This window comes from Moellerella wisconsensis ATCC 35017 (assembly GCF_001294465.1).
In the GTDB taxonomy this organism is placed as follows: domain Bacteria; phylum Pseudomonadota; class Gammaproteobacteria; order Enterobacterales; family Enterobacteriaceae; genus Moellerella; species Moellerella wisconsensis.
This window is the reverse complement of record NZ_LGAA01000018.1, coordinates 51,672-76,820: the sequence shown is the minus strand read 5'-3', so window position 1 is coordinate 76,820 and position 25,149 is coordinate 51,672. Positions and strand designations below refer to the sequence as shown.

The 25,149-nt window shown below is 40.0% G+C and carries 20 protein-coding genes; 8 read left to right on the top strand and 12 right to left on the bottom strand.

The window, feature by feature from the left end:
- Positions 1-97 precede the first annotated feature (97 nt).
- The 7 genes from M992_RS08475 to yieE form a co-directional block, all read right to left on the bottom strand.
- Positions 98-1,486, bottom strand: a complete 1,389-nt coding sequence (locus M992_RS08475; RefSeq protein ID WP_053908140.1) for an APC family permease — start codon at positions 1,484-1,486, stop codon at positions 98-100.
- 622 nt (positions 1,487-2,108) lie between these two features.
- The gene (locus M992_RS08470) at positions 2,109-4,139 is read right to left on the bottom strand and encodes a ligand-gated channel protein (RefSeq protein WP_053908139.1); all 2,031 of its coding nucleotides are present in this window, start codon (positions 4,137-4,139) and stop codon (positions 2,109-2,111) included.
- A 475-nt stretch (positions 4,140-4,614) separates the two neighbouring features.
- Positions 4,615-5,403 carry an ABC transporter ATP-binding protein gene (locus tag M992_RS08465; protein WP_053908138.1) on the bottom strand — a complete coding sequence of 263 codons (789 nt, stop codon included), beginning with the start codon at positions 5,401-5,403 and terminating at the stop codon, positions 4,615-4,617.
- Entirely contained in the window at positions 5,400-6,494 is a 1,095-nt protein-coding gene (locus M992_RS08460; protein WP_053908137.1) for a FecCD family ABC transporter permease, read from the bottom strand. Before M992_RS08460 ends, M992_RS08465 begins: the two co-directional genes overlap by 4 nt.
- Positions 6,495-6,507: 13 nt before the next feature.
- Positions 6,508-7,641 (bottom strand): ABC transporter substrate-binding protein, encoded by a 1,134-nt coding sequence (locus tag M992_RS08455; RefSeq protein WP_053908136.1) that lies wholly within the window; start codon positions 7,639-7,641, stop codon positions 6,508-6,510.
- A 294-nt stretch (positions 7,642-7,935) separates the two neighbouring features.
- Positions 7,936-9,423, bottom strand: coding sequence for an amino acid permease (locus M992_RS08450; protein ID WP_053908135.1), 1,488 nt, complete (start codon positions 9,421-9,423; stop codon positions 7,936-7,938).
- 234 nt (positions 9,424-9,657) lie between these two features.
- A complete protein-coding gene (gene yieE, locus M992_RS08445) occupies positions 9,658-10,524 on the bottom strand; it encodes a DNA-binding transcriptional regulator YeiE (RefSeq protein WP_053908134.1) in 867 nt (288 codons plus the stop codon).
- A gap of 269 nt (positions 10,525-10,793) precedes the next feature.
- On the opposite strand from yieE, the gene M992_RS08440 reads away from it, so the two are divergent.
- On the top strand, positions 10,794-11,876 hold the full coding sequence (locus M992_RS08440; RefSeq protein WP_053908133.1) for a YeiH family protein: 1,083 nt from the start codon (positions 10,794-10,796) through the stop codon (positions 11,874-11,876).
- A 114-nt stretch (positions 11,877-11,990) separates the two neighbouring features.
- On the top strand, positions 11,991-12,833 hold the full coding sequence (gene nfo, locus M992_RS08435) for a deoxyribonuclease IV (RefSeq protein WP_053908132.1): 843 nt from the start codon (positions 11,991-11,993) through the stop codon (positions 12,831-12,833).
- A gap of 199 nt (positions 12,834-13,032) precedes the next feature.
- Here the strand turns inward: nfo and fruK are convergent, their stop codons facing one another.
- Entirely contained in the window at positions 13,033-13,968 is a 936-nt protein-coding gene (fruK, locus tag M992_RS08430) for a 1-phosphofructokinase (protein WP_053908131.1), read from the bottom strand.
- 215 nt (positions 13,969-14,183) lie between these two features.
- On the opposite strand from fruK, the gene M992_RS08425 reads away from it, so the two are divergent.
- From M992_RS08425 to yeiP, 3 genes are all read left to right on the top strand, one after another.
- On the top strand, positions 14,184-14,609 hold the full coding sequence (locus M992_RS08425) for a nucleotide triphosphate diphosphatase NUDT15 (protein WP_053908130.1): 426 nt from the start codon (positions 14,184-14,186) through the stop codon (positions 14,607-14,609).
- 275 nt (positions 14,610-14,884) lie between these two features.
- Positions 14,885-16,129, top strand: coding sequence for a tryptophan permease (gene mtr / locus M992_RS08420; RefSeq protein ID WP_053908129.1), 1,245 nt, complete (start codon positions 14,885-14,887; stop codon positions 16,127-16,129).
- 127 nt (positions 16,130-16,256) lie between these two features.
- Positions 16,257-16,829, top strand: coding sequence for an elongation factor P-like protein YeiP (gene yeiP / locus M992_RS08415; protein WP_053908128.1), 573 nt, complete (start codon positions 16,257-16,259; stop codon positions 16,827-16,829).
- A 492-nt stretch (positions 16,830-17,321) separates the two neighbouring features.
- Here yeiP and M992_RS08410 read toward each other — a convergent pair whose 3' ends face one another.
- A complete protein-coding gene (locus M992_RS08410; RefSeq protein WP_053908127.1) occupies positions 17,322-17,684 on the bottom strand; it encodes a hypothetical protein in 363 nt (120 codons plus the stop codon).
- 986 nt (positions 17,685-18,670) lie between these two features.
- Between M992_RS08410 and mepS the strand changes: the two genes are divergently transcribed.
- Positions 18,671-19,252, top strand: a complete 582-nt coding sequence (mepS, locus tag M992_RS08405) for a bifunctional murein DD-endopeptidase/murein LD-carboxypeptidase (protein ID WP_053908126.1) — start codon at positions 18,671-18,673, stop codon at positions 19,250-19,252.
- A gap of 297 nt (positions 19,253-19,549) precedes the next feature.
- On the opposite strand, the gene M992_RS08400 is transcribed toward mepS, so the two are convergent.
- From M992_RS08400 to rsuA, 3 genes are all read right to left on the bottom strand, one after another.
- Positions 19,550-19,891, bottom strand: coding sequence for a YejG family protein (locus M992_RS08400; protein WP_053908125.1), 342 nt, complete (start codon positions 19,889-19,891; stop codon positions 19,550-19,552).
- 766 nt (positions 19,892-20,657) lie between these two features.
- Positions 20,658-21,845 carry a Bcr/CflA family multidrug efflux MFS transporter gene (locus M992_RS08395; protein WP_053908124.1) on the bottom strand — a complete coding sequence of 396 codons (1,188 nt, stop codon included), beginning with the start codon at positions 21,843-21,845 and terminating at the stop codon, positions 20,658-20,660.
- A gap of 27 nt (positions 21,846-21,872) precedes the next feature.
- The gene (gene rsuA / locus M992_RS08390) at positions 21,873-22,577 is read right to left on the bottom strand and encodes a 16S rRNA pseudouridine(516) synthase RsuA (RefSeq protein WP_053908123.1); all 705 of its coding nucleotides are present in this window, start codon (positions 22,575-22,577) and stop codon (positions 21,873-21,875) included.
- Between the two features lie 249 nt (positions 22,578-22,826).
- Between rsuA and radD the strand changes: the two genes are divergently transcribed.
- Together radD and rplY are read left to right on the top strand one after the other, a co-directional pair.
- Positions 22,827-24,584 (top strand): DNA repair helicase RadD, encoded by a 1,758-nt coding sequence (gene radD / locus M992_RS08385; protein ID WP_053908122.1) that lies wholly within the window; start codon positions 22,827-22,829, stop codon positions 24,582-24,584.
- Between the two features lie 219 nt (positions 24,585-24,803).
- Entirely contained in the window at positions 24,804-25,085 is a 282-nt protein-coding gene (gene rplY, locus M992_RS08380; RefSeq protein WP_053908121.1) for a 50S ribosomal protein L25, read from the top strand.
- The last annotated feature ends 64 nt before the right edge of the window (positions 25,086-25,149 follow it).

Here is a 25,149-nt window from a genome sequence, read left to right as displayed (position 1 = left end):
TAACTTAGCAGAAAATAGCGAGGATGGGTATTTGGATAAAAAAAAACAGCGCTCAAAGGCGCTGTTTTTAAATAAAACAATACAGGTTAAGACTGAATTAACGCTCGTTCATCTGCGGCAATGGCTGACGGAAGCGGCGAGTAATAATCGCCATATAGGTGAAGCCTATCGCTGCCCACGCTAACCCTAGCATCATCGAATTTTCTTCCAGATTAACCCACAGCACACAGACAGTTAATGCCCCGATGATAGGTAAAATCAAGTAGTTCACTTTGTCCATCAGTGTGGTACTACGACGCTCACGGAAATAGAACTGAGAAATAACCGACAAGTTAACGAAGGTAAAAGCAATCAACGCTCCAAAATTAATTAGCGCGGTCGCAATTTCCATATCGAACCAGATAGCACTCAACGCCAATGCACCAACTAAAATAACGTTAAATGCCGGTGTACGCCATCTTGGGTGTACATAACCAAATGTTTTTTGAGGGAACACTCCATCACGGCCCATAACATACATTAGTCGAGATACCCCTGCGTGTGACGCCATACCCGAAGCCAGTACGGTAACACAAGAGAAGACTAGAATGATTGACTGGAACAGCGCGCCTGCCACATACAGCATAATTTCAGGTTGTGACTCATTTGGATTGATAAAATGAGAAACATCTGGGAAATACAATTGTAAGAAGTAAGACACCGCGATAAAGATAATCCCACCAATAAGCGCTGTCAGGAAGATAGCTTTCGGGATCACATTACCGGCATTCGGAGTTTCTTCAGACAATGAACTGATGCCGTCAAAACCTAAGAATGAGAAGCACAGAATAGTCGCTCCGGTGATCATCGGCACTAGATGAGCATTCTCAGAAGTAAATGGTCGGAAGGACCACATCTCCCCTGCGCCCTCGCCTTTTGACAATCCATGGATTAAAAACCCAAGGAAAACAACCATTACTGCAACCTGAACGATAACAATAATCGTATTCAAGTTAGCCACCACGTTAATGCCACGCAGATTGGCAAGGGTCATCAAAATAACTAAACCGACCACAAAAATCCACGGCGCAACATTCGGGAAAATAGCTTCGAGATAAATTTTAGCCAGTAAGATATTGATCATCGGCATGAATAAATAATCCAATAACGACGACCAACCCACCATAAAGCCAATATGTGGGCTCATGGATTTTTGAGCATAAGTGTATGCGGAACCGGCTGATGGAAAACGTTTCACCAGCTTACCGTAACTTATTGCTGTAAATAGGATAGCAATTAATGCAATCACATATGAAGACGGAACATGACCATCAGTTTTCAAAGAAACCAGGCCAAAGGTGTCAAAAATCGTCATAGGCTGCAAATAGGCAAGCCCCATCATGACAACTTGTAATAGCGTCAAGGTTTTGGCGAGTTGGACACGATTATTTGCGCCAGTCTGGTTTTTACCAATGGCGACAGCATGAGTAGTGGTATTATTTGACATTAACGCGTCCTCCCATAACTTTCGATTTTGTCCTAATAATTCGACTCAACCGACAGTTACTGGGAAGACTTTGCATCTGCCTATAAGCAGAAAAGAAAGAAGTTAAAAAGTGGAATAGGTGATTAACAGAGCCAGTAGCTCCGTAGTCATCAATGCAGCTGTGGCCAATTGGCACAGGTGCTAATGCGAAAATGTACGCCATGTAAGCATCCCTCAACTCGGTAACTTTATTTTTTATAAGCTACGCGTGTGTATCGTTTATCAATCCGGCCTGGTGTCCGGCCCCATAAAATGAATTAATGTAAAGCAAAAAAAAACCGATGCAGGGGTAATTTGCATCAGTTAATTTTAGATGGCGCATTTTGCCCACCCTGACCATAAATAGCAAGTATAAATCGTCGAAAATCCTAGATTTCTGATGATAATTTTTCATGCAAAATACAGATTAGCTATCGATAACTTATAATTATATATATCCATTTGTTTTTGAACGAATTTTTATTCATCCTTAATCACAATTAATGAGCTACAAATGTTGCCCATTAATTGCAATAAAAAAGCTTACATATCACTGGCATGTAAGCTTTTTGTAATGTATTAGGTTATCGAATTCTTTCTAAGATTAAAAGTTGTAGTTAACCCCAAAGTTATAACGACGACCATCCAGAATAATATCATTTGTATCTTTAGTTAAACGCTTATCAAAAATATTATACACACCGCCGACCAGATTAACTTCTTTGGATAATTGATAGCTCAGCCCCATATCAACAAAAGTATACGATGGGCGCTGTTTAGACATCGATGTTCTAGACAAATATTCACTGCTTCTGCCATTGAAATTAACGCGGGTCCAACTTTGTAAGTCTTCAGTGGTCTGCCAAGTTAATGAGGCATTCGCCATATGTTTTGGCGTACGACTCAGCGGCTTACCTTTGAATTTACCGCTTTTTTGTTCAGAATCAGAATAAGTATAGTTAGCTGCCAATGCTAGGTCAGTATTAATATCCCAATTTAATGTCAGCTCAGCTCCGCGTAAGTTGGCTTTATCAACGTTTTCGCGAGTACTGATAAATTTGTACGCGCTGCCATCATACATGCACTCACCACTGGCTATCGTCCCTGTCTCTCCTTTATCATTTTTAGTAGAGTCGGTACATTGACGAATTTCCATAATTTTATCTTTAAATTCAGTGTTAAAGAAGGTAACACCAATATTTAAATCATCTTGGTTATTCCAGATAAAACCAATCTCTTCAGTGACACTTTTTTCAGGTTTTAAATCAGAATTACCGATGATCACCGCAGGAGCACCACCACCACCGGTAGATTGTCCCCAGTTAGGGGATATTTGACGCAATTCTGGGGAACGATAGCCGGTAGAAACCCCTCCTTTGATAACCCACTCATCCGTCGCATGCCAAACACCGTACAAACGTGGTGTCCAGTGTGAGCCAAAGTTTTCATCTTTATCCATACGGATACCGCCGGTTAACGAGAAATCATTGGTCATCATCCACTCATCTTCAGCAAATAATGCCCAGCTCCAGCGGGTTAATTTATCGACGTCTTTGGCTGATGCTAATTGATTACCTTTATCGCGTAAATCTTCATAGCGGTATTGTCCACCAAGACTAACAGTATGATCACCAAGATTAAAAACCGTCTGATTTTTAGCTAACGTATCGTTATATTCCATCTTACGGCTTGGGTTTTTAGTTTCATCGCGCTGAATAAACGTCTCCGTTGATCCCCACTCATATAGTCCATTATGCGTGATAGCATAATTATTTTTCCGATAAGTGGTTTTTGAATCATCGCAACGTTTGGTTACTTTATTGGCGCCTTTTCCTGAGGTACACATCAATTCTATCGAACGACCTGCCAAGCCATTTCGTTCTTGTTCGTCATGTTTGAAATCAAAATCAAAAGTATTTTGCTCATCTGGCGTAAAGGTTAACGTAGTGCCGATAGCGCCAATTTTTTGTTCGCTATAACCGCCAACAAATTTGTCCTCTCCACGTTTAGATAGCAACCCATTAACTTTTAAGCCGAGTAATCCATCGATTAATGGCCCAGAAGCATAAAAACTGCCCTGGCCTTGATTGCCTGAATCGCGGTGAGACTGGATAGTGGTATCTGCGCGTAAACTACCGTGCCACTCTTTACCTACTTTGCGGGTAATAATATTGATCACGCCGCCCATCGCATCAGAACCATATAGCGATGACATTGGGCCTCGTACGACTTCAATGCGTTCTATCGACGGCAATGGTGGCAACCAGCCTTGTTCGATTCCTGAACCATCACTGTTTGGTCGGGTGCTACGAGTATCCACGCGTTTACCATCCACCATAATCATGGTGTATTTGGCATCCATACCACGAATACTAATATCCGTGCTACTGCCGCCGCCCGTAACCTGCACACCAGGAAGATCTTTCAGGGCATCAGTAACATCGCGATAGGCTTTATTTTCCAACTGTTGACGGGTCACTACAGAAATCGAAGCTGGAGCGTCTTCAATTTTCTGTTGGAAACCCGCGGCAGTGGTGACATAAATGGTATCTTCATTTTCAGCTGCATAAGCTGACGCGGCAGTTAAAGCAGTAATAATGCCTAATGCAATTTTTCTTTTCGTAAAAACAGCCATTCCCAATTCTCCGAGAGATAATATACCCGAGATTAATTAGCTTGCAGGCAATTGCCCTACGCCCTAAATAATAGGTATAGATTCTAATTAAATATATTTTCCGATGACATTAGCTCGGCTAATAAGGAGTTAACATCCTTATTACATGTTATTATTATATTCAGTATAATTAGTGTGGATTTTATCTATCCGTTAAATAAACACCTTTATCACTTTTAATTATAAAAATAGATTTAATATTCCAGAGTTATTATTTAATAAATAAAAGACAAATATGTATTAATATAAATATTATTTTAGACTATTTAATAACCCTTATTTTACTATGATAACGCAATATATTACTAACCTAATACAGCCTAAACACGACACTGTCAGCCAGCCATAATGACAAAGTCTAATAGGCTCCAGTTATTATTTTATCTTGTTTTAAATCAATAAACTAAATAGCATCGTCAATAAGAGTGATACCAGACTAACTGACTAAATGACTGACTAATCCATCAATTAAAACTTGAGGAACGCCTTGAGAACAACGCTCAATACGACCTCGTACTCCATATACTTGCGCTAGGCTTTCCGGTGTAATAACCTCTTCAGGTTCACCCTGCGCGATTAACTCGCCATTTTTTAACATGAGAATATGTTCAGCATGACGCAGTGCAATATTAATATCATGAACCACGACTACGGTAATAATATTACGGCGACGCGTTTCTTTAGCGACTAAATCCATAACATGATATTGATAATTTAGATCTAATGCGCTCAGTGGCTCATCTAATAATAATAAATTAGGCTGGCGAATTAATGATTGAGCTAAACCCACTAATTGTTTTTGCCCACCAGATAATTGATCTAAATAACATAAAGCTAAATGTTCAATACCTAATTGGCGTAATAAACTCATAACTTGATCTTTGCTGTCTTGATTACTCAAGCCACCAGAAGCACGTTGAGCTACAATAACGGATTCTAAAACATATAAGTGAACGCCCGCCGGCAATGTTTGTGGCAAATACACCACATTCTGAGCCCGCTGAGCAAAATTCTGCTGAGTTAAATCCAGTCCATCTAACAAAAGTTCGCCGGTGGCTTTATTTAATCCAGCCAAAGAACGTAATAATGTTGATTTTCCACTGCCATTAGGGCCCAGCAAGACAGTAATTTTACCGCGCGGCAATGGCTGTGTAGTTAAATTATTAATCACCTGATGCTTAGGATAGCCTGCATTGAAATGATTAATCTGCAAACCACCAATCATGAAACATTACCTCTGTGACGTAAAATGATACTCAAGAAAAACGGAACGCCCACTAATGAAGTCACAATCCCAACAGGAATAATCACTCCAGGAATGATATTCTTCGAAGCTATTGAAGCCAATGACAAAATTACCGCACCAATTAATGCACTTGCCGGTAAATAGAAACGATGATCTTCGCCAAACATTAAACGCGCGATATGAGGAGCAACTAAGCCGATAAAGGCAATCGGCCCCACAAATGCCACCGCTAATGCCGATAAAATACTAATCCGTAATAACGTGCCTAAGCGTAAACGACGCACATCAATACCGAAACTAATCGCCCTATCTTCACCTAAACGTAGAGCGGTTAATTTCCACGAATTGAGCATCGATATTGGGAAAATAACCAATAATGCCAGCGCCATCACACCGAGTTTAATCCAGGTGGCTTTTGTTAAACTGCCCATGGTCCAGAAAACCAATCCCTGCAAAGTATCTTCTGTGGCAATAAACTGCATCATTGAGACTAATGCGTTGAAGGTAAATACTAATGCGATACCAAACAACACCACGCCTGAGGTCGCAACCCCTGTCCAGCGAGTCACACCATCTAGCATTAACGCCGCAATTAAAGCAAAAATAAAGGCATTCGCCGAGATAAACCATTGATCAGGCACCCCTGGAATACCTATCCCCGAGACAATTGCCAATGCCGCACCAAAAGCCGCCGCATTAGAAACACCCAGCGTAAAAGGACTGGCTAAAGGATTATTCAGAATAGTTTGCATCTCTGCACCGGCTAAACCCAGTGCCATACCGATCACCACGGCCATTAAGGCATAAGGTAAGCGAATGTCCCACACAATAACCCGGGTTCCTGCGTCAACTGATGCTGGCGAAGTCAGTGTTTGCCACAGTTTTTCCAGCGACAGCCCTGAGGGTCCCAAGGTGAAATCAATTATCAGCGATACTACGATAAAGGCAATAATCAATAGCATCAACATTACTCGACGGCGTAGCAGCTGGCGATAGTGACTTTTAATACCTTGTTCATGCTCTTCAACCGTCGATTTAATCGAGGCTAAAGGTTCGGTGGTAATACTCATGATAATTACCTAATTACTTTTCGCTTATCCAATAAACACCGGTCGGTTCAACCGCTAAGAATTTACTGTGTAGCTCTTCGAGTGTTTTTTGTGGATCGAGGGTCGAAAATTGCTCAGGATAGAACCACTTAGCAAAAACTTGGGTCGCTATCACGTTATAAGGGGAATTATAATAATTATGCCAAATTGCATAATCACGTCCCTCTTTTACCGCCGATAACGAGCTAATACCTTTACGCTCAGTGATTTTTTTCAGGCTGGCTTTCGCGGCATCAACCGTACTTTGTGCCCCAAGCTGTACACCAGCTTCTTTACTGCCCGGAGCCTTTGCCCCAGTCACAATATAAATCGACGGATCTTCAGCGATCACTTTTTCTAAATTAATTGAGCCTAGCGGCCCCGGTAATACATGCTTAGCGATATTTTTACCGCCGGCTAAATCAATAAAATTGCCGAGATTACCATTGCCGGCAGTAGAACAACAATCTTCAAATGATCCTGCGCGTAAATCAATAAATACAGTCGGTTTTTTATCTTCGGCTATTTTGGCGGTAATATTGGTTACTCTATCTTGTTGCTGTTGATAAAACTCAGCAAATTGTTGCGCTTTTTGTTCACGGTTAAGCGCTTTACCCAGAATATTCATGCTAGGTAAGGTATTTTTAAGTGGTTCATTACGAAAATCGACAAATACTACCGGGATGCCGGCTTTTTCTAACTGCCCGACTAGTTCACTATTTTTACCCGGACCATGGCCTGATAAACCAAAAATCGCGACATCTGGATTTAGAGTCAGCACTTTCTCTGAGCTAACACTGTCTGCACTGGTGCCACCAATCAATGGAATATTGTCAATTTCTGGGAATTTATCGCGATAAACAGCATAAGTTTGGGGATCGAGCTTACGTAAATCACCTTGCCATCCCACTATGCGAGATAACGGTTTATCACCTTCCAATAACGCGACGGCACTAAATAAACGCCCTTCACCTAACAAGATGCGGTTTACATTATCAGGTACTTCTACGGTACGGCCAGCCGCATCAACAACGGTGGTTGCCCACGCAGTAACGCTAGCAAATAAACCGACGCCAGCCAATAATGCAACACTAATCGTCTTAGTGATAGGAGTGAAATGTCGTCTCACGGAATACGCTCTCTTTTGCCTGAAAACAAAGTGCCCTAACAATAAAGCAAATAATAATACTTATCAATACGATTGGCGTCATAAATCAGTAGAGAGTGCATAAATGTGAAGCTTATTGTCGTTTTTTATCCTATTTCCTTCGATTTAGCCGAATAAATAATCAACCACATGATGACTATCATGTATCTAGAATATCGTTTACTCGTCTAAAGATATTTTTATTTTAATATAAAAAAACCCCCTGATGAAATCTCAGGGGGTTTTTTGTATCACCGAATAACGCTAAAAAAGATTTTATTTATCCAAATTTTCTTGGTAGGTAGGGAACTCCATCTCTTTGTAGCGGACAATCCGAGTTTTCTTCACCGCTTTATAACCGAACCAAATAACTAAAAATAAGGGTAATCCAATATAGGTGGCTACTGCCCCTACCCAGTCAATTTTATCTTCCAAAAATGCCTGATAGTTTTGTCCTAAAGTGATCACTAAGCACAGAACAAAGGCAAAAATAGGTCCGATAGGGAAAAAACCTGAGCGATAAGGTAAGTCATTTAAATCTTTACCCTGAGCCACATAGCCGCGACGGAAGCGATAATGGCTAATCGCAATACCCAACCAAGCAATAAAGCCGGTCATGCCCGAGGTATTTAATAACCATAAGTAAACCGTTTTATCGTCGCCTAGTGAACTGACAAAACATAAACTAGCAACCACCGTAGTCGCTATCAGTGCGTAACGTGGTACGCCGCCTTTCGATAGACGAGAGAAAATACGTGGTGCTTTACCTTCTTTCGCCAAGGTATACAGCATACGCGTTGATGCATACATACCAGAGTTACCCGCCGATAATACCGCGGTTAAGATAACAGCATTCATCACAGCCGCTGCGGACAGCAATCCGGCATTTTGAAATACTAAGGTAAATGGACTAACGCTTATATCGCTTACATCATTACGTAATAAATTAGGATCGGTATAAGGAATAATTAAGCTGATAATCAAAATAGCAAAAATATAAAATAATAAGATACGCCAAAAGACTTTACGTACCGCTTTAGGAATATTTTTAGCCGGATCTTTTGATTCTCCAGCAGCAATACCTATTAATTCAGTACCTTGGAACGAGAATCCGACGATCATTGCTACACCAATCATCGAGGCAAAACCACCAACAAACGGAGCATCTCCCAAGGTCCAATTATGCCAACCGGCATCTTCAGCCCCATCCATGATACCAAAAATCATCATAACACCGACAACAATAAAGATGACAACCGTGGTAACTTTGATAAGAGAGAACCAATATTCCGCTTCACCGAAGCCTTTGACTGAAATATAGTTGAGCAAGAAAATAATCGCTAAAAACAGCGCACTCCAAATCCAGCCCGGAGTATCTGGGAACCAATAGGTCATCACTAATTGCGCGGCAACTAAGTCAACCGCGATAGTTACTGCCCAGTTATACCAATAGTTCCAGCCTAAAGCGAAACCAAAACCTTCATCGACATATTTGGCACCATAGGTTGCAAAAGACCCAGAAACTGGCATATATGCAGCTAATTCGCCCAGACTGGTCATTAAAAAATAGACCATCAAGCCAATAATCGCATATGAAAGTAGCGCGCCACCAGGGCCAGCTTCAGCCACAGTCGCACCAGAGGCCACAAATAATCCAGTACCAATTGAGCCGCCAATCGCTATCATAGCGAGATGTCGCGATTTTAATTCTCGACGTAATCTTTGCGGGCCTGGATGCGCTCCGCTAGTTGGTTGTTCTGACATCAGTATCCTGTTTTTCTTTTTCTAACTAATAATGCCGCGATTCTAGCAAAACATTCTGACGAGTCTAAGAAACTTAGTCCTGTTATAAGATACCTTCATGATCGCGGGGAAATTATTAGTAAAACCATCATAACCGCCATCTATTTTGCACAAAATACAACCAACTCACCGTAAACAGCTGGCCTCCTTCATTTATATAGGAAGATAACTATTGATTGGTTAAGCCTATTAAATTTATTCACGGCAATAACTTAACAAACTACGAATACCATTAGAGAGATGTTTTTGACGATGATAAATCAAATACAAGAGGCGAGATAATTGCAATCCAGGCACAGTTAATTCCACCAGCGATCCATTAGTCAGTTGTTCAGCAATAACTCGGCGAGATAAACAACTGATACCCATGCCATAACGTACCGCATGTTTAATCGCTTCTGAGTTACCTAACTCCATCAAAATATGAAACCCGGGTAATTGCGCGAATAACAGTTGGTCAAGTACATCTCGTGTACCCGAGCCGCGTTCGCGCAAAATCCACGATGCCTGTTTTAAATCTTCTAAGCTAATCGTTCTATTGGCTAATGGATTCGACGGTGCAGCAAATATAACTAATTCATCTTTTAACCACGGCTGAGTAATTAATTCAGGGCTATGGCACGCACCTTCAATTAACCCCACATCCACTCGAAATTCTAATACTGAGCGGATCACCTCTTCCGTATTGCTAATATTCAATTCTAAGGGGATATCAGGATGATCATGGCGGTAATGAGCTAACATTTCTGGCAGCATATAATTACCGATAGTGGTACTAGCCGCTAGGCGTACTGCCCCCATCTCTTTTTTAAATAATTGTTCAACTTCAAAAGCTCGCTCTAATAGTGCTAACGCTTTGGGATACAATAAGCGGCCATGCTCATTGGTTACTAGCCGCTTACCTACTCTATCAAATAATTGCACGCCTAACTGACTTTCTAAATCCGTCAAAGAGGCACTTACTGCAGATTGCGATAACGCCAGTGATTGCGATGCTTGCGTTGTGGAGCCACTTTTTAATACTTCAGTAAAAACTTCCAGTTGCCTGAGTGTAATACGCATAAATTCCCGCCTCGCTCACATTGCATTCATTTGTAACGATAATGTTAATATTAGCTATATCTCAGTAAGTTACAAACATTTAGTTGATAATCTATTTTATCGATTAATTATACTTGAATAATGAATTTATTTTATTAATAATTTTGTTATATGCTTATTCCTAAATCACATATCCCCTTAAGTTGATATCTGTAGGTAATTAAATAACGTTAGATTTACCGAGGGATATCACTGTAATTAACCGTTATAAGCATAACGAGAGACCAACTATGACAGAGCTAAAGACTAAAATGCCGGCAACGGCCTCAAGATTATCCACAGTGTTTGCACTGATCCCTGGATTAATCTTAGCGGCAATTCTCACCGCTATCGCAATTTATCTTGGCAATCTACATTGGTTTTCTAATGTTGGGTTAGGGGCATTAACCTTAGCGATATTGCTGGGGATCATCGTGGGTAATAGCTTTTACACCCAAGTAAAACCAGTATGTGACGATGGAATAAAATTTGCTAAACATTATTTACTGCGTGCAGGGATTATTTTATACGGCTTTCGCCTGACATTTCAGCAAATTACCGATGTCGGTGCTACCGGCTTATTAATTGATGCCTTAACGTTAACTTCAACATTTTTGATTGCACTATGGTTAGGCCGCAAAGTATTTAAGCTGGATGAACAGACTACCTTATTAATTGGTGCCGGCAGCAGTATTTGTGGGGCAGCCGCAGTTATGGCAGCCGAACCCGTAGTAAAAGCTGAAGCCAGCAAGGTCGCTGTCGCAGTATCTACCGTAGTTATTTTCGGTACAATTGCTATCTTCGTTTATCCGTGGTTATACCAATTAAATGCCTATTTAGATTGGTTACCGGCTAACCAAGAAACCTTTGGAATTTTTGCGGGTTCCACTGTACACGAAGTCGCTCAAGTTGTGGCGATTGGGCATGCTGTGGGTACCGAGGCTGAAAATGCCGCAGTGATCACTAAAATGATCCGAGTGATGATGCTGGCACCGTTTTTAATCATCTTATCGGCATATTTGAGTCGTAAACAACAGGCTCATGCCGGAGAGCCTCAACAGAGAAAAATTACAATTCCTTGGTTTGCGGTAATTTTTATCTTAATGGCTGGGTTTAACTCATTTAATTTATTGCCGGCAACAGTGGTTCAATACATTATTAGTTTAGATACCATATTATTAGCTATGGCAATGGTAGCATTAGGATTAACGACCCATGTTAGTGCCATCCGCCAAGCCGGCGTTAAACCAATTTTAATGGCATTAATCCTGTTCTTTTGGTTAATTATTGGCGGCTTAGCGATTAATGGGGCAATTCAATATCTGTTTAGCTAATCGCGATAATAGCCCAAAATTCAATCATCTATCTCGGCTGGGATCTCAATGGTTCCAGCCGATTTCATTTATTCAACTTATAATGGCATACTGTCGAAAAATAAGGAGTGAATGATGAAATACGTTGGAGCACATGTTAGCGCTGCGGGGGGAGTTGATCAGGCCGTGACCCGCGCTCATGAGATTAATGCAACCGCTTTTGCGTTGTTCACCAAGAATCAACGCCAATGGAAAGCCGCTGAATTAAAACCAGAAATCATTGAACGTTTTAAACAAAACTGTCAAAAATACGGTTTTGGTAAACAGCAAATTTTACCGCATGATAGCTATTTAATTAATTTAGGGCATCCCGAAGCCGAAGCATTAGAAAAATCACGCCTGGCCTTTATCGATGAAATTCAACGCTGTGAGCAATTAGGTATTGGGTTATTGAATTTCCACCCCGGCAGCCATTTGCATAAAATTGATATCGATGCCTGCTTAGCGCGGATAGCGGAATCAATCAACATTGCATTAGATAAAACCGAGGGAGTTACCGCAGTCATCGAAAATACAGCTGGGCAAGGAACTAATTTAGGATTCAAATTTGAGCATCTGGCTGCGATTATAGATAAAGTAGAAGATAAACAACGTGTTGGAGTATGTATCGATACTTGTCATGCGTTTGCTGCGGGCTATGATCTGCGTACTGTTGAAAATTGTGAACTTACTTTCCAGCAATTTTCTGACATTGTCGGCTTCGAGTATCTCAAAGCTATGCATTTAAATGATGCAAAAAGTGAATATGCCAGCCGAGTTGACCGCCATCACAGCTTAGGAATGGGCAATATTGGCCATACACCTTTTCGCTATATTATGCAGGATGCTCGGTTTGATCATATTCCGCTTATTTTAGAAACTATTAATCCGGATATTTGGCCAGAAGAAATTGCCTGGTTAAAAGCACAACAAGCTTGAAATAGGGGCTATTGATGAATAGCTCTCCTGTGATTGACTAAATAATTCAATTTTATCTTATATCAAAGCCCGATCACAATGAAGTATCCCACTTGACGGGATCAAGCTGATCAGGCTTTTTAATTTTCAGCACATAATCCAGCAATAAATTGATTTAATTAATAAATAATAGCTCGCCGAATACTAATCTAATATATGACTAAATCGATTGCAGTGTGATTTTATTCATCATTTCAGCGAGTTTGTTGCGATTGGTTAAACCGACATCAGGCTGCGACACAGAAAGCGCAGAAATAGCGGTTGCCATACGCAAAGTATGTGAACTAGTTTCACCATTGAGTAGGCCATAAACCAGCCCTGCAACCATTGAGTCTCCCGCCCCCACCGTGCTTATTACCTCACAATGTGGCGGTTTAGCTAGCCAAGAACCGGAAGCATTCACCCATAATGCGCCCTCTTCGCCCAGAGAAATGACCACATGAGCAATACCTTTATCACGCAATTCATGAGCCGCGGCAATTACATCTTTTAATTCGGGTAATTTGCGTCCTGCCCACATTTCTAATTCGTGACGATTCGGTTTCACTAACCACGGAGAAGCTTGCAAGCCTGCTGTTAAGGCCTCACGGCTGCTGTCAAAAATAATGCATGGGCACAATTGACGTAGTTTAGTCATCCAACGGGTAAAATCAGCTAAATCAACCCCTTTCGGTAGGCTACCGCTCACAATCACCATATCGAAATGCCCTAACCAACTGAGTGATTCACTAGAGAACCGGTTCCAATCTTCTTTGCTTATTTCAAAGCCTGAAAAATTAAAATCGGTGGAGTCGCTATTTTTCTCGGTTAACTTGACGTTAATCCGAGTACGGCCGGGGACTATATAAAAACGGTTAGCCATACCATTTTCACTAAAAAAGTGTTGGAATTCTTCTTGGTTCTCTTTGCCCATAAAGCCGCTAACGGTGATATCAACGCCGAGATCTCGCAATACTTTGGCAACATTGATCCCCTTGCCCCCCGAATTTAGGCTAGCGGTTCTAACCAAATTCACTTCACCCACTTCAATTTCAGGACAAAGCCCAATGAGATCATAGGCAGGATTTAATGTAATTGTAGCAACGCGGCGGGTCATAACCGGAATTCTCCATTTTTAGCAGATCACAGCAATACAACGTTATTGATTAATGACCAGTTTTTAGTAAATAGTTATCAGCCAATCATTAACAGTAAATAATTTCCTACAAATTATAGTTATATCATTAAAAACACAATTACCTCAGTGATATTTCACGCTGAGCAATGCTATTCTAGCGCTACCCATTTAATTAATATAAAAGAGAACAGCACATGTCAGTCGTCGTTGGTATTGGCGTCATTATTAGCAATCATCAAGGAAAAATATTGGTGGGCAAACGCAGCAGTAAACATGCTCCTTACTGGTCTATTTTCGGCGGTCACCTTGAAGCGGGGGAAACCTTTGAAGCCGGTGCTATCCGAGAAATTGCCGAAGAAGTTGGCATTCAGATTATCGACCCTCACGTTTTCGGCCTATCAAATAATCTAACAACTTACCAAGAAGAGGGTAAACATACCATTTCTGTATGTTTACATGCAGAATATACTGGAGAACCGGCGCCACGAATTATGGAACCGGAGAAATGTGCTCAGCTAATGTGGGTCGATCCCAATAATTTACCAGAACCACATTTTGAAGCCAGTCGTACTGCAATTGCACTTTGGCAACAGGGCCAATTCTATTGCGCGTCGCGTTAATCAACGCTCTGCCTGTTGTATAGCCACAAGTTATCTTGCCGCTTTCCAGCCATCAAACTCTCTATTAACTCGTCCTATATCTCACCTTATAAGCGGGCAAAAATCACATAGAGCGAGTTTTATCACGCATCCTTTATTTATCATATCGCGACATTATTAGATTATATTGACTAAGTGAGCATAATTTATCCGATTAAGAATATTATTAGTTTACATTAACATACCTTACTTGTATCATTGAGCTAGTACAAAGAAACGGATAATCAGGAGTCCACATGTCAGCTGACGTAATGACACAGCTAAAACGCCCTTCCGTCATTGGAGGTGCAATGATAATTGCAGGTACCGCTGTCGGTGCCGGTATGTTTTCAATCCCTATTGTTACTTCTGGTGTCTGGTTTACCGGCTCAATCATACTGCTTATTTATACTTGGGCATGTATGTTCTTTTCAGGATTAATGATCCTCGAAGCGAATATGAACTATCCGGCAGGTGCCAGTTTTCATACTATAGTCAAAGACTTACTTGGGCCGGTATGGAATAGTATTAATGGATTATCCATCACTTTCGTGTTGTATATTTTAACTTATGCCTATATTTCTGCCGGTAGCTCAATTATCACTCATAATCTAGCGACGGTATTTCCGGTTTCCCAAATGGTTGCTGGATTAGCCTTTTCAATATTAGTGTCTTTTTTTGTATGGTTATCAACCCGCGCTGTCGACAGGCTAAGCACCATCTTAATTGGCGGCATGGTAATCACCTTTATTCTCTCGGTCGGTGGAATGTTTACCCAAGTTTCACCGGCAATTTTATTTAATCAAAGCGCGGGCTCCGATACCCAGTACCTGCCTTTTGCTTTAGCCGCATTGCCGTATTTACTCGCTTCTTTTGGCTACCACGGTAATGTTCCTGGGCTAGTTAAATATTACCGTAAAGACAGTAAATCGGTGGTTCGCAGCTTACTTATTGGTACTTTAATTGCATTGGTGATTTATATCCTGTGGCAGTATGTGATTCAGGGGAATATCTCTCGCGATTCGTTTAAGCAAATTATTGCTGAAGGCGGCAATATTGATGCATTATTACGCCAAATGGACACATCCACTGGCAATAGTACAGTCTCTAAATTTTTAACCTTGTTCTCCTATATGGCGCTCGCCAGCTCATTTTTAGGCGTAACGCTGGGATTATTTGATTATTTAGCCGACTTTTTTAAATTCAAAGACAATGGTACCGGCCGCTTTAAATCGGCAGTCGTCACCTTTTTACCCCCGACTGTATTGGCTTTGTTGCTACCGAATGGATTCTTATATGCGATTGGTTTTGCCGGTTTAGCGGCGACTGTATGGGCGGTAATTGTGCCAGCAATGATGGCGAGAGCTTGCCGTAAACGCTTCCCAGACAGCTCTTATCGCGCTCCGGGGGGTAGCTTTCTAATTGGCTTTGTTATCTTATTCGGAGTAATTAACGCCGTCGCTCATATCCTTTCTCTGTTTAATTTATTACCTGTTTTTTAATTAAGCTTATCTCCAGTCAATTGACTGGGGATTTTTCTGCAATAAAAATGCGTTTCTATCTTGCCTAATTCGCTGTCTGCGAGTAATTTTGTCGCCACATTTTGACTGTATCAAGAGAGAGTAAATTATGGCCAAAGCCAATGAAATCAAACGCGGCAGTGCTGTCAATTACAACGGCAAATTATTATTAGTAAAAGATATCGATATTCAATCACCAAGTGCTCGTGGTGCTAGCACGCTGTATAAAATGCGTTTCACTGATGTCAAAACAGGACAAAAAGTAGAAGAACGTTTTAAAGGCGATGATATTCTAGAAACTATCTCTTTAACTCGTCGGGCTATCACCTTTTCATATATTGATGGTGATGAATATGTGTTTATGGACGTTGAAGATTATACGCCATATACCTTTAAAAAAGAGGATATTGAAGAGGAACTACTGTTCATTCCTGAAGAAGGTTTGCCTGGCATGCAAGTGCTCACTATGGACGGCCAAGTGCTGGCCTTAGAATTACCACAAACTGTGGATATGGTGATTGTAGAAACCACGCCAAGTATCAAAGGAGCCTCTGCCAGTGCGCGGACTAAACCCGCCACGCTGCCTACAGGCTTGATCGTTCAAGTGCCAGAGTATTTAAGCTCGGGCGAAAAAATTCGTATTCATATTGCAGAACGTCGTTATATGGGCCGCAGCGATTAATTACATTGTTGTGAAACCCGTAATAACCTGATCTGTATCTGTGACTCCTATGGGCTAATGCCCATAGGCTGAGATAAGATAGGCTCATCAACCATCTATAATTTATTCAACTTATCATTCAAATATATTTATTAAACAGTATCTATTCAAAAATATTGCTGGTTAATAAACACGAGAAATATAACAACCAATGCCAATAATACTTTGTATATGGTGATCTCACGTTATTGGTAGGAAGAAGAAATTGTTATTTATTTTTCTATATCTACTTCTATCACATATCTTTGTTATATGGCTTGTTATATAGACTAATAATCTATTATTAAAATCAATTAATTATTATAGTAAAAACCTAAGCAGAAAATGCGTCTGTAAATCATTCTTAATTTAATATGACTTTAGAGTTAACTCATTGATTTAAAAATCATTTTATTCTAAAAAAGCAATGATAATATAATGTTAATATGATTAAGCTCACCGTTGAGCATTAAATTAATTATAAATAATCTTGTATATACCAAGTTTTTTTTGCTTATTAATCCACTGAAAAGAGACTTTAGCCTTATTGCCTAAAGCTAAAACTTCTCCACTTTTCATTGTATTAAGAGTAATTGTTAATTGCTCTTTTTTACCCAGGCTATTCCAACATACCGTTTCCATCAAATTATCTACTTGCTGATGCTCACAAGGAGGTTCAACAATCGCACCAGTAAACGTAATTGTGCCACCGGCAGTACGTGATTGGCTTTGCGCATTTGCTATATTGATATGAATAAGACTAGGAATACTCATTAATATCAATATTGCCTGAAAAACAATAATCATATTACGAGTAAAACAAAAATAACTTGGCATAAATATTCTCAGTATTAAAAGGTTGTAGCAACCAACATCCATCATTAACAGATGATAAATTTAGTTACCTACCATTATTGAAACCTATAGTTCCATTCACTGAGCAAATGTTATGTCATTTCACTTAAGCAAAATCACAGGTATGGACGCCGTTTTTTATAAAAACGTTTATTTTTATATTTAACCAATAAAATGCCGATCACTATCACAATAAAGCCAAAAATAAGCCAATAAATAGACAAAAAAACCAACTTATTTAGACTAATCAAGTCTTTTTAACCCATTCCCCTTATGCCTAATTGCCATTAAAATTTCATTTAAGCATGAAATTACATTAATTAATTTCATTGATTAATTTCAGTCGATAAACTAAAAATCAGCAGAAATCGACGAGAATATAAATTTTTCAGCATTAAATAGAGAGGCATTATTCTCCTAAATAAACGGTAACGATTGTACACTATCGTCTCCTTTATCTGCCTTCCATGACTGGATGATGCAAATTAATATAATTCAACGAGATAATGAGTTTGTGAGATTATGTGATCTAGATCTAACTTTTGTATTGTAACGAATTAAATGAGGTTGATTTATGGGCTGAGTATTATAAAAATACCTTTATGACGAGTTTAATAACGCAACAAATATAATGTTTTGTAAATTCTGCCTTGTCTAACTCGCCATTTTAGTTTTCTTTATGTATGCTGTTAACGGTTAAGTTGAGTGGATACTTTAATAATTATTTATTCGACTAATTACCAATAGAATATCAAGCTGGCATAAGCACCAATAAATAATAATATGACGCTCTAATATTATAGAACGTTTTAGTATTCATAGTGCCGACAGCATTAGCGATAACAAACATTTCTTATGAAAGATACACTATAGCTAATCTATAAGGCATTTTTCACAAGGATCAGTTAAAAGCATGCATGTGACATAAACAGCTCAATGCATAAGAACGGCATGGGATATTAATCATAATGGTAACCAACAAACTCAAACACTCTATTTTGCGGCTTATCCCCGCTATCGCGATTGCCATCACTTTATCCGCGTGTACTTCCCCTAATTCAAATCAAACACATCAACGTACTGCCAAATCCGATAGTCGTATGCTTAATGGCAACATGGGCGACTCACTCAGCTTAGCCTCACAAGATGAATTCGAAGATTTAGTCCGTAATGTCGATGTTAAATCAAAATTGATGGCTCAATATGCTAACTGGAAAGGCGTATCTTACCGTCTCGGTGGCACCAACCGCAGTGGTATTGATTGTTCAGCCTTCGTTCAAAGAACTTTCCAAGAACAATTTGGCATGGATTTACCTCGCTCTACCTCAGAACAACAAAATATTGGCATGAGCGTTAAACGTAATAATTTACGTCCTGGCGATCTAGTTCTGTTCAAAACCGGCCGTTCTATGCGCCATGTCGGTATTTATGTCGGAGATAACCAATTTGTTCATGCTTCCACTAGCAGCGGTGTTATCGTCTCTAAGATGGATAATAGCTACTGGAGTAAGCGTCTTTATGCCAGCAGACGAGTTATCGATCCCTCTTAATTTGAACCGTTCGATAGTGAATGCCAACTAAATTAGAAACATGAAACAACGAATTAATGAGCTACCGGCCAGATAACAAAATATAAATACAGGCCATAAAAAACGCGTCCCAGTTATCTGTTAGGACGCGTTTTTTCTTATTCAGGGGCTATTATCAAGCTATTAATCAATTCAACTATCAATTAAGCTATCAACTAACCTATTAATAAAACTATCAATTAGTGATCAATTCTTATTTATGACTGTATATTTATTATCAACTAATTGCAGTTTAATAACAGTGGCTTAAATCTACGCTTAAAAGGGATAGAATGCTGTTACTGATTCCGCGACGGCCATACCAAACGCCTTGAAGCGGCACATTGCTGCTTGCTCATCAGTGGCACGAATAAATAAACACAATTCACCCTGCCAATCTAAAGTTACACTATCAATTTGCATGTCAGATAAAATATCAGCAAGCTGTTTTAAGGCTACCGTATCCGTTTCACAGTCATGACTAAGAAGTTTCAAACCTACCAGCTTATTGCTATCAGCCGTATTCATTGGAATAACTTCTAGTGAGCTCCCCACTTTCCCCGACAACCAGCGATAACTTTGCGGCAGTCGATGCACTACCGAAAGTCCAATATTTTCCACGTAACATTCCTATGGTGAACATTCAATAAAAACTCGTTCAAACCGAATCAACCGAGTCAAAACCAAGTAACGATAATGTTAAATCATTAGACTAAATATAACACTAAACAAAAGACCTGTCGTTAACATTTAGTGATACAGATCACTGTTCGATATTTCATACTCTTTTTAAACTTAAATTTCAAATATTTTACTTCATATTTTAAACAGAATATTGAATTCTTATTTACATATTTCATTTGTTAAACCGAAAAAAATTAACAAATAAAAACAAAACTCTTTAAAAAATAATTAGTTAACTTATATTAAAAATAATCATCAGTTTAATTTACTTTTATTAACAGATTATTTAACAATAAAATCACATTTCTATATTAATCTGTATTAAGCATCGACTTTTATTTTAATCCCTCTGAGTTATTAATCGTTTTATTCGAGGTATTCTATTGTTATCGTCGAATTATACAATAAGTAGCGCTGACATAACGGCAATACAATCAGCTGATCATCAAACATTAAACTTATATGAAAATAATCGATATTACTGAATGAGCGTTAAAAGACGCAACAATATGTAAATACGAAGAGAAGCTAGCAATAGCGGCTAGACTAAAAAACGAAGACATCCGGATAACTACAAATATTAAAGGAAAAAATTAGCCGCACAAAGCTAAGCTAATAGTTATTAAGTAGGAAATGATTAAATTGATAATCTCATCCTTGAGATCACTCAATAAAAATAGAATAACGCTCAATTGTCGTATAACTAGTCTTTTATACGCTTCGCAAGCATTACGAACAGCATGGCAAAAAAGACACACCCCGCCATCGAGCCGACCATCGGCCAAGCACTTTGTGAAGGGAACAACGACAGCATTGACCCCACGAATGCGCCAATACTAAAACGGATCGTACCAGACAAAGAGGAGACGGTTCCGGCAATATGTGGATAATTATCCAGAATAACCGCCATCGCATTCGAGGTTATCATCGCAATACCACTGACATAAATTGCTACACCTAGCACTAAAGACCAAAAACCGAATCCTAACGCGGTACTTAGCAACAGCCAAATTCCCATAATGAACTGTACGGTTACCCCAAAATGCAGCATTTTCATCGCACCAAAACGCCTAACATAACGGCTATTAATCGTAGTCATCACAAAAAGAAATATGATATTAAGACCAAAATAATAGCCAAAATCCTGAGGTGAAACGCCATTTAAATCAATATAAACAAAAGAACCCGCATTTAAAAAAGAGAACATTCCTGCAAAAGAAAAACCACTAGCAAGAATATAAAAGAATACCCGCTTTGCTCTAAATAAGGTCACAAATTGGCGCAAGGTAGTCGCCAAATGAAAAGGTTGTCGCCGTTCCACTGGCAGCGTTTCTTTAATAAAGAAAGTGACTAAAATAACTGCGATCACCGCTGCAAAACAGATACTCCAAAAAATTGAATGCCATGAGAACCAAATCATCAGCATCCCGCCCAAAATCGGTGCTAATAATGGTGCGACCGTCATTACTAAAGTCACAAAGGACATTCCCCTAGCGAACTCGTCACGGCTAAACATATCTCTCATTAAGGCATTAATAACAACACTGGCTGCTGCTGCCGCAAAACCGTGAATAAAACGGAAGTTAATAAACCAATTAATTGATTCGACTAAAGCACAGGCGGCAGACGCTAAAGCAAAAATAATCACTCCAGCTAGAATTACCGGCTTGCGACCAAGGCTATCAGCCATTGGTCCATAAAACAGTTGCCCAATAGCGAAACCCATAATATAGCTATTTAGCGTCATCTGGACTTGGCCATCATCGACACCAAAATACTGGGCAATCGTTGGGAAACTTGGTAAGTACATATCAATCGCTAAAGGCATTAGCATTGATATCAATCCCAAGATTAAAATAAGTCCTAAATAGGACGAACGTTGCTGTTGCACGCCGATAACTCCTAAAAAAGCAATGACCTAACTTGGTATATGGATACTGTTTATTTCATCTTCAGTCAGTGGGCGATATTCACCTGGAGCGAGCTCATCATCCAGTATAATACTGCCTATTCGTTCTCGATGCAGACCAACAACATGGTTACCCACCGCAGCAAACATACGTTTAACTTGATGATAGCGCCCTTCACTGATAGTCAAACGCACTCGCGTTGGCTCAAGGATCTCTAATGTTGCCGGACGTGTAGGCTGCTTTTCACCATTAAGCATCACGCCCTCGGCAAATTTATTCGCTACGTTATCCGCGATCGGCGAGTCTAAACTCACTAAGTAGGTTTTTTCACAATGATGTTTTGGCGCGGTAATACGATGAGACCATTGACCATCGTCAGTTAATAGCACTAATCCGGTGGTATCCATATCTAAACGCCCCGCAGAATGCAGTTTTTCTGCCATCGGTTCGTCAATAAAATACAAGATAGTCGGATGCGTAGGATCATCTGTAGAACAAATATATCCCTCAGGTTTGTGTAGCATATAATAACGAGGGCCAATAATTTGCTTAAGGATATTGCCTTCGTATGCTACAACTTCTTCAGGCGATAGTTTATAAGAAGCTGATTTGATGACCTTATCATCAACAGTTACCCGGCCTGCTCGGAATTCACGCGTAATTAAATTACGACTGATCCCCAGCTGCTGGCACAAAAATTTATCCAGTCGCATAGTTACTCTTAAAATTGATGGCATGTCAGCTGAGCAAATAAGTGGCTCATGCTGTCAGAATTGAAGGTTGAATTGCTGTGATTATTATCACACATATGATTATAACAACAACCTAACTCAAGTGATAGCATGTAACACAATCGAGACAATCACTCAGTTGATTAAATAAGACTAAACCAGCCAAACATTATAAAAAATGTTATCCTACAGCACGATTATTCTGCGCTACTTTACTCTTTATTCGAAAATATGTCTTTTACCTTACGCCCTTACCAGCAAGATGCGGTCAATGCTACCGTACAATATTTCCGCCAACATCATCAACCTGCAGTCATTGTTCTGCCCACTGGTGCCGGAAAAAGTTTAGTCATTGCCGAACTGGCACGCCTAGCTCATGGCCGCGTGTTGGTCCTAGCCCATGTTAAAGAGTTAGTTGAACAAAACCATGCTAAATATTGCGCTTATGGTCAGGATGCTGATATTTTTGCCGCGGGATTGGCTCGAAAAGAGGCTCAAGGAAAAGTAATTTTTGGCAGTGTACAATCTGTAGCGCGGAATTTATCGCAGTTCGATAGTGCATTTTCTCTAATTATCATTGACGAGTGCCACCGTATAAGCCTCAATGATAACAGCCAATATCAGCAAATTATTCAGCAGCTAAAACAACGTAATCCTAAACTAAAAATTCTTGGATTAACCGCAACACCCTATCGCTTAGGTACAGGGTGGATTTATCGCTACCATTATCATGGTATGGTCAAAGGAGATGAACGCTGTTTTTTCGACCAATGTATTTATGAATTACCGCTGCATTATATGATAAAACATCATTTCTTAGTGCCACCAGAACGGCTCGATATGCCTGTGTTACAGTACGATTTTAGTCAGGTGAGCATCAGCAGTAGTGGTATTTTTAATGAAACTGAACTCAACCGTGAAATTACCAAGCAACGACGGATTACACCACAAATTATCGCGCAAATTATTCAATATGCACAGTCGCGTCGGGGTTGTATGATTTTCGCTTCGACCGTGGAGCATGCAAAAGAGATCCTCGGTTATTTACCTCCTCAGAGTGCCGCCTTAGTAAGTGCTGAGACCCCAGCTGCAGAACGGCAAACGATAATTCAACAGTTTAAGCAGCAGAAGCTGCATTATTTGGTTAATGTTTCGGTACTCACTACCGGATTTGATGCCCCGCATGTCGATGTCATTGCCATCTTGCGTCCTACCGAATCTGTTAGTTTATATCAGCAGATTGTGGGTCGTGGCCTACGTTTATTCCCAGAGAAAAAATCGTGCCTCATTTTAGATTATGCCGGCAATCCACATGATCTATTTAATCCCGAAGTTGGCAGTCCTAAACCTAATTCACGTAGCGTTCCTGTGCAAGTTTTCTGCCCATTGTGTCAGTTTGCGAATACCTTTTGGGGACTAACAACCGAAGACGGACACATTATTGAGCATTATGGCCGCCGATGCCAAGGCTGGGAGCTTGATGAACAACATAAAAAACAACAGTGCGAATTTCGCTTTCGCTTTAAACAATGCCCCTACTGCGGTGAAGAAAACGATATTGCCGCACGACGCTGTCACCAATGTGATGCTATATTGTCCGATCCGGACGATATGTTAAAAGCCGCATTAAAACTCAAAGATGCGCTAATATTACGCTGTGGCGGTATGCAATTAGCTAGCGGCGAAGATGCCAAAGGTGAATGGATAAAAATCACCTATTATGATGAAGATGGTAGCGATGTTTCTGAACGCTTTCGTTTAAAAACCCCCGCTCAACGTAAAGCATTTGAATATCATTTTTTACGTTTCCATCAACGGGCACCCGCTACACCATTTATCTGGCAACACGCTGAGGATATTATTCGCCAGCAAATTTTACTGCGCTATCCCGATTTTATCGTCGCCCGTAAAAAAGATAATTTTTGGCAAATTAGAGAAAAAATATTTGATTATCAAGGCCGTTATCGCTTAGCGGACAGCTTGTATTAAAGACGAATTTTGTCATCAACACCGAGTGATTACTGACGTCATCAATACGTGCTTTGAATAATAAACTGTAATTGTCATTGCCGCGCTAGCGCTTTTTCGTTAAAATGCCGCCGCCTGAGTGATTTTCGCGTTGTGCGAACACTTAGCCAAATCTCGAACCTGCTGCTGGGTCGCCTGTAGCAGGATTTTTATTTTTCTTTTCTTTATGAGAAAAAAATAATGTTAACTATTAAAGCAAATTTACGTACAGAGCAGGGTAAGGGTGCGAGCCGCCGCCTGCGCAGAGCCAACAAGTTCCCAGCTATCGTGTATGGTGGTAACCAGGAGCCAGTTGCTATTGAACTGTTCCATGATGACGTTATCAACCAAGAGCCAAAAGCAGAATTTTACGAAGTTCTGACTCTGGTTATCGATGGTAAAGAAACTAAAGTTAAAGTGCAGGCTATTCAACGTCACCCGTTTAAGCCTAAACTAACGCACATTGACTTCCTGCGCGCTTAATTAGCCACATAAGCCGAGCTTGAAAAATTTCGGGACGCCGAGTAAATAACGCCGCTTTTGCGGC

Excerpts from the sequence above, each read along its gene's own strand:
- M992_RS08410 (WP_053908127.1), bottom strand. The coding sequence starts at position 17,684 with ATGCCAAGTTATTTTTGTTTTACTCGTAATATGATTATTGTTTTTCAG.
- M992_RS08440 (WP_053908133.1), top strand. The coding sequence starts at position 10,794 with ATGACAGAGCTAAAGACTAAAATGCCGGCAACGGCCTCAAGATTATCC.
- M992_RS08450 (WP_053908135.1), bottom strand. The coding sequence starts at position 9,423 with ATGTCAGAACAACCAACTAGCGGAGCGCATCCAGGCCCGCAAAGATTA.
- M992_RS08465 (WP_053908138.1), bottom strand. The coding sequence starts at position 5,403 with ATGATTGGTGGTTTGCAGATTAATCATTTCAATGCAGGCTATCCTAAG.
- mepS (WP_053908126.1), top strand. The coding sequence starts at position 18,671 with ATGGTAACCAACAAACTCAAACACTCTATTTTGCGGCTTATCCCCGCT.
- yeiP (WP_053908128.1), top strand. The coding sequence starts at position 16,257 with ATGGCCAAAGCCAATGAAATCAAACGCGGCAGTGCTGTCAATTACAAC.
- yieE (WP_053908134.1), bottom strand. The coding sequence starts at position 10,524 with ATGCGTATTACACTCAGGCAACTGGAAGTTTTTACTGAAGTATTAAAA.
- radD (WP_053908122.1), top strand. The coding sequence starts at position 22,827 with ATGTCTTTTACCTTACGCCCTTACCAGCAAGATGCGGTCAATGCTACC.
- M992_RS08470 (WP_053908139.1), bottom strand. The coding sequence starts at position 4,139 with ATGGCTGTTTTTACGAAAAGAAAAATTGCATTAGGCATTATTACTGCT.
- rplY (WP_053908121.1), top strand. The coding sequence starts at position 24,804 with ATGTTAACTATTAAAGCAAATTTACGTACAGAGCAGGGTAAGGGTGCG.
- fruK (WP_053908131.1), bottom strand. The coding sequence starts at position 13,968 with ATGACCCGCCGCGTTGCTACAATTACATTAAATCCTGCCTATGATCTC.
- mtr (WP_053908129.1), top strand. The coding sequence starts at position 14,885 with ATGTCAGCTGACGTAATGACACAGCTAAAACGCCCTTCCGTCATTGGA.
- M992_RS08425 (WP_053908130.1), top strand. The coding sequence starts at position 14,184 with ATGTCAGTCGTCGTTGGTATTGGCGTCATTATTAGCAATCATCAAGGA.
- rsuA (WP_053908123.1), bottom strand. The coding sequence starts at position 22,577 with ATGCGACTGGATAAATTTTTGTGCCAGCAGCTGGGGATCAGTCGTAAT.
- nfo (WP_053908132.1), top strand. The coding sequence starts at position 11,991 with ATGAAATACGTTGGAGCACATGTTAGCGCTGCGGGGGGAGTTGATCAG.
- M992_RS08460 (WP_053908137.1), bottom strand. The coding sequence starts at position 6,494 with ATGAGTATTACCACCGAACCTTTAGCCTCGATTAAATCGACGGTTGAA.
- M992_RS08475 (WP_053908140.1), bottom strand. The coding sequence starts at position 1,486 with ATGTCAAATAATACCACTACTCATGCTGTCGCCATTGGTAAAAACCAG.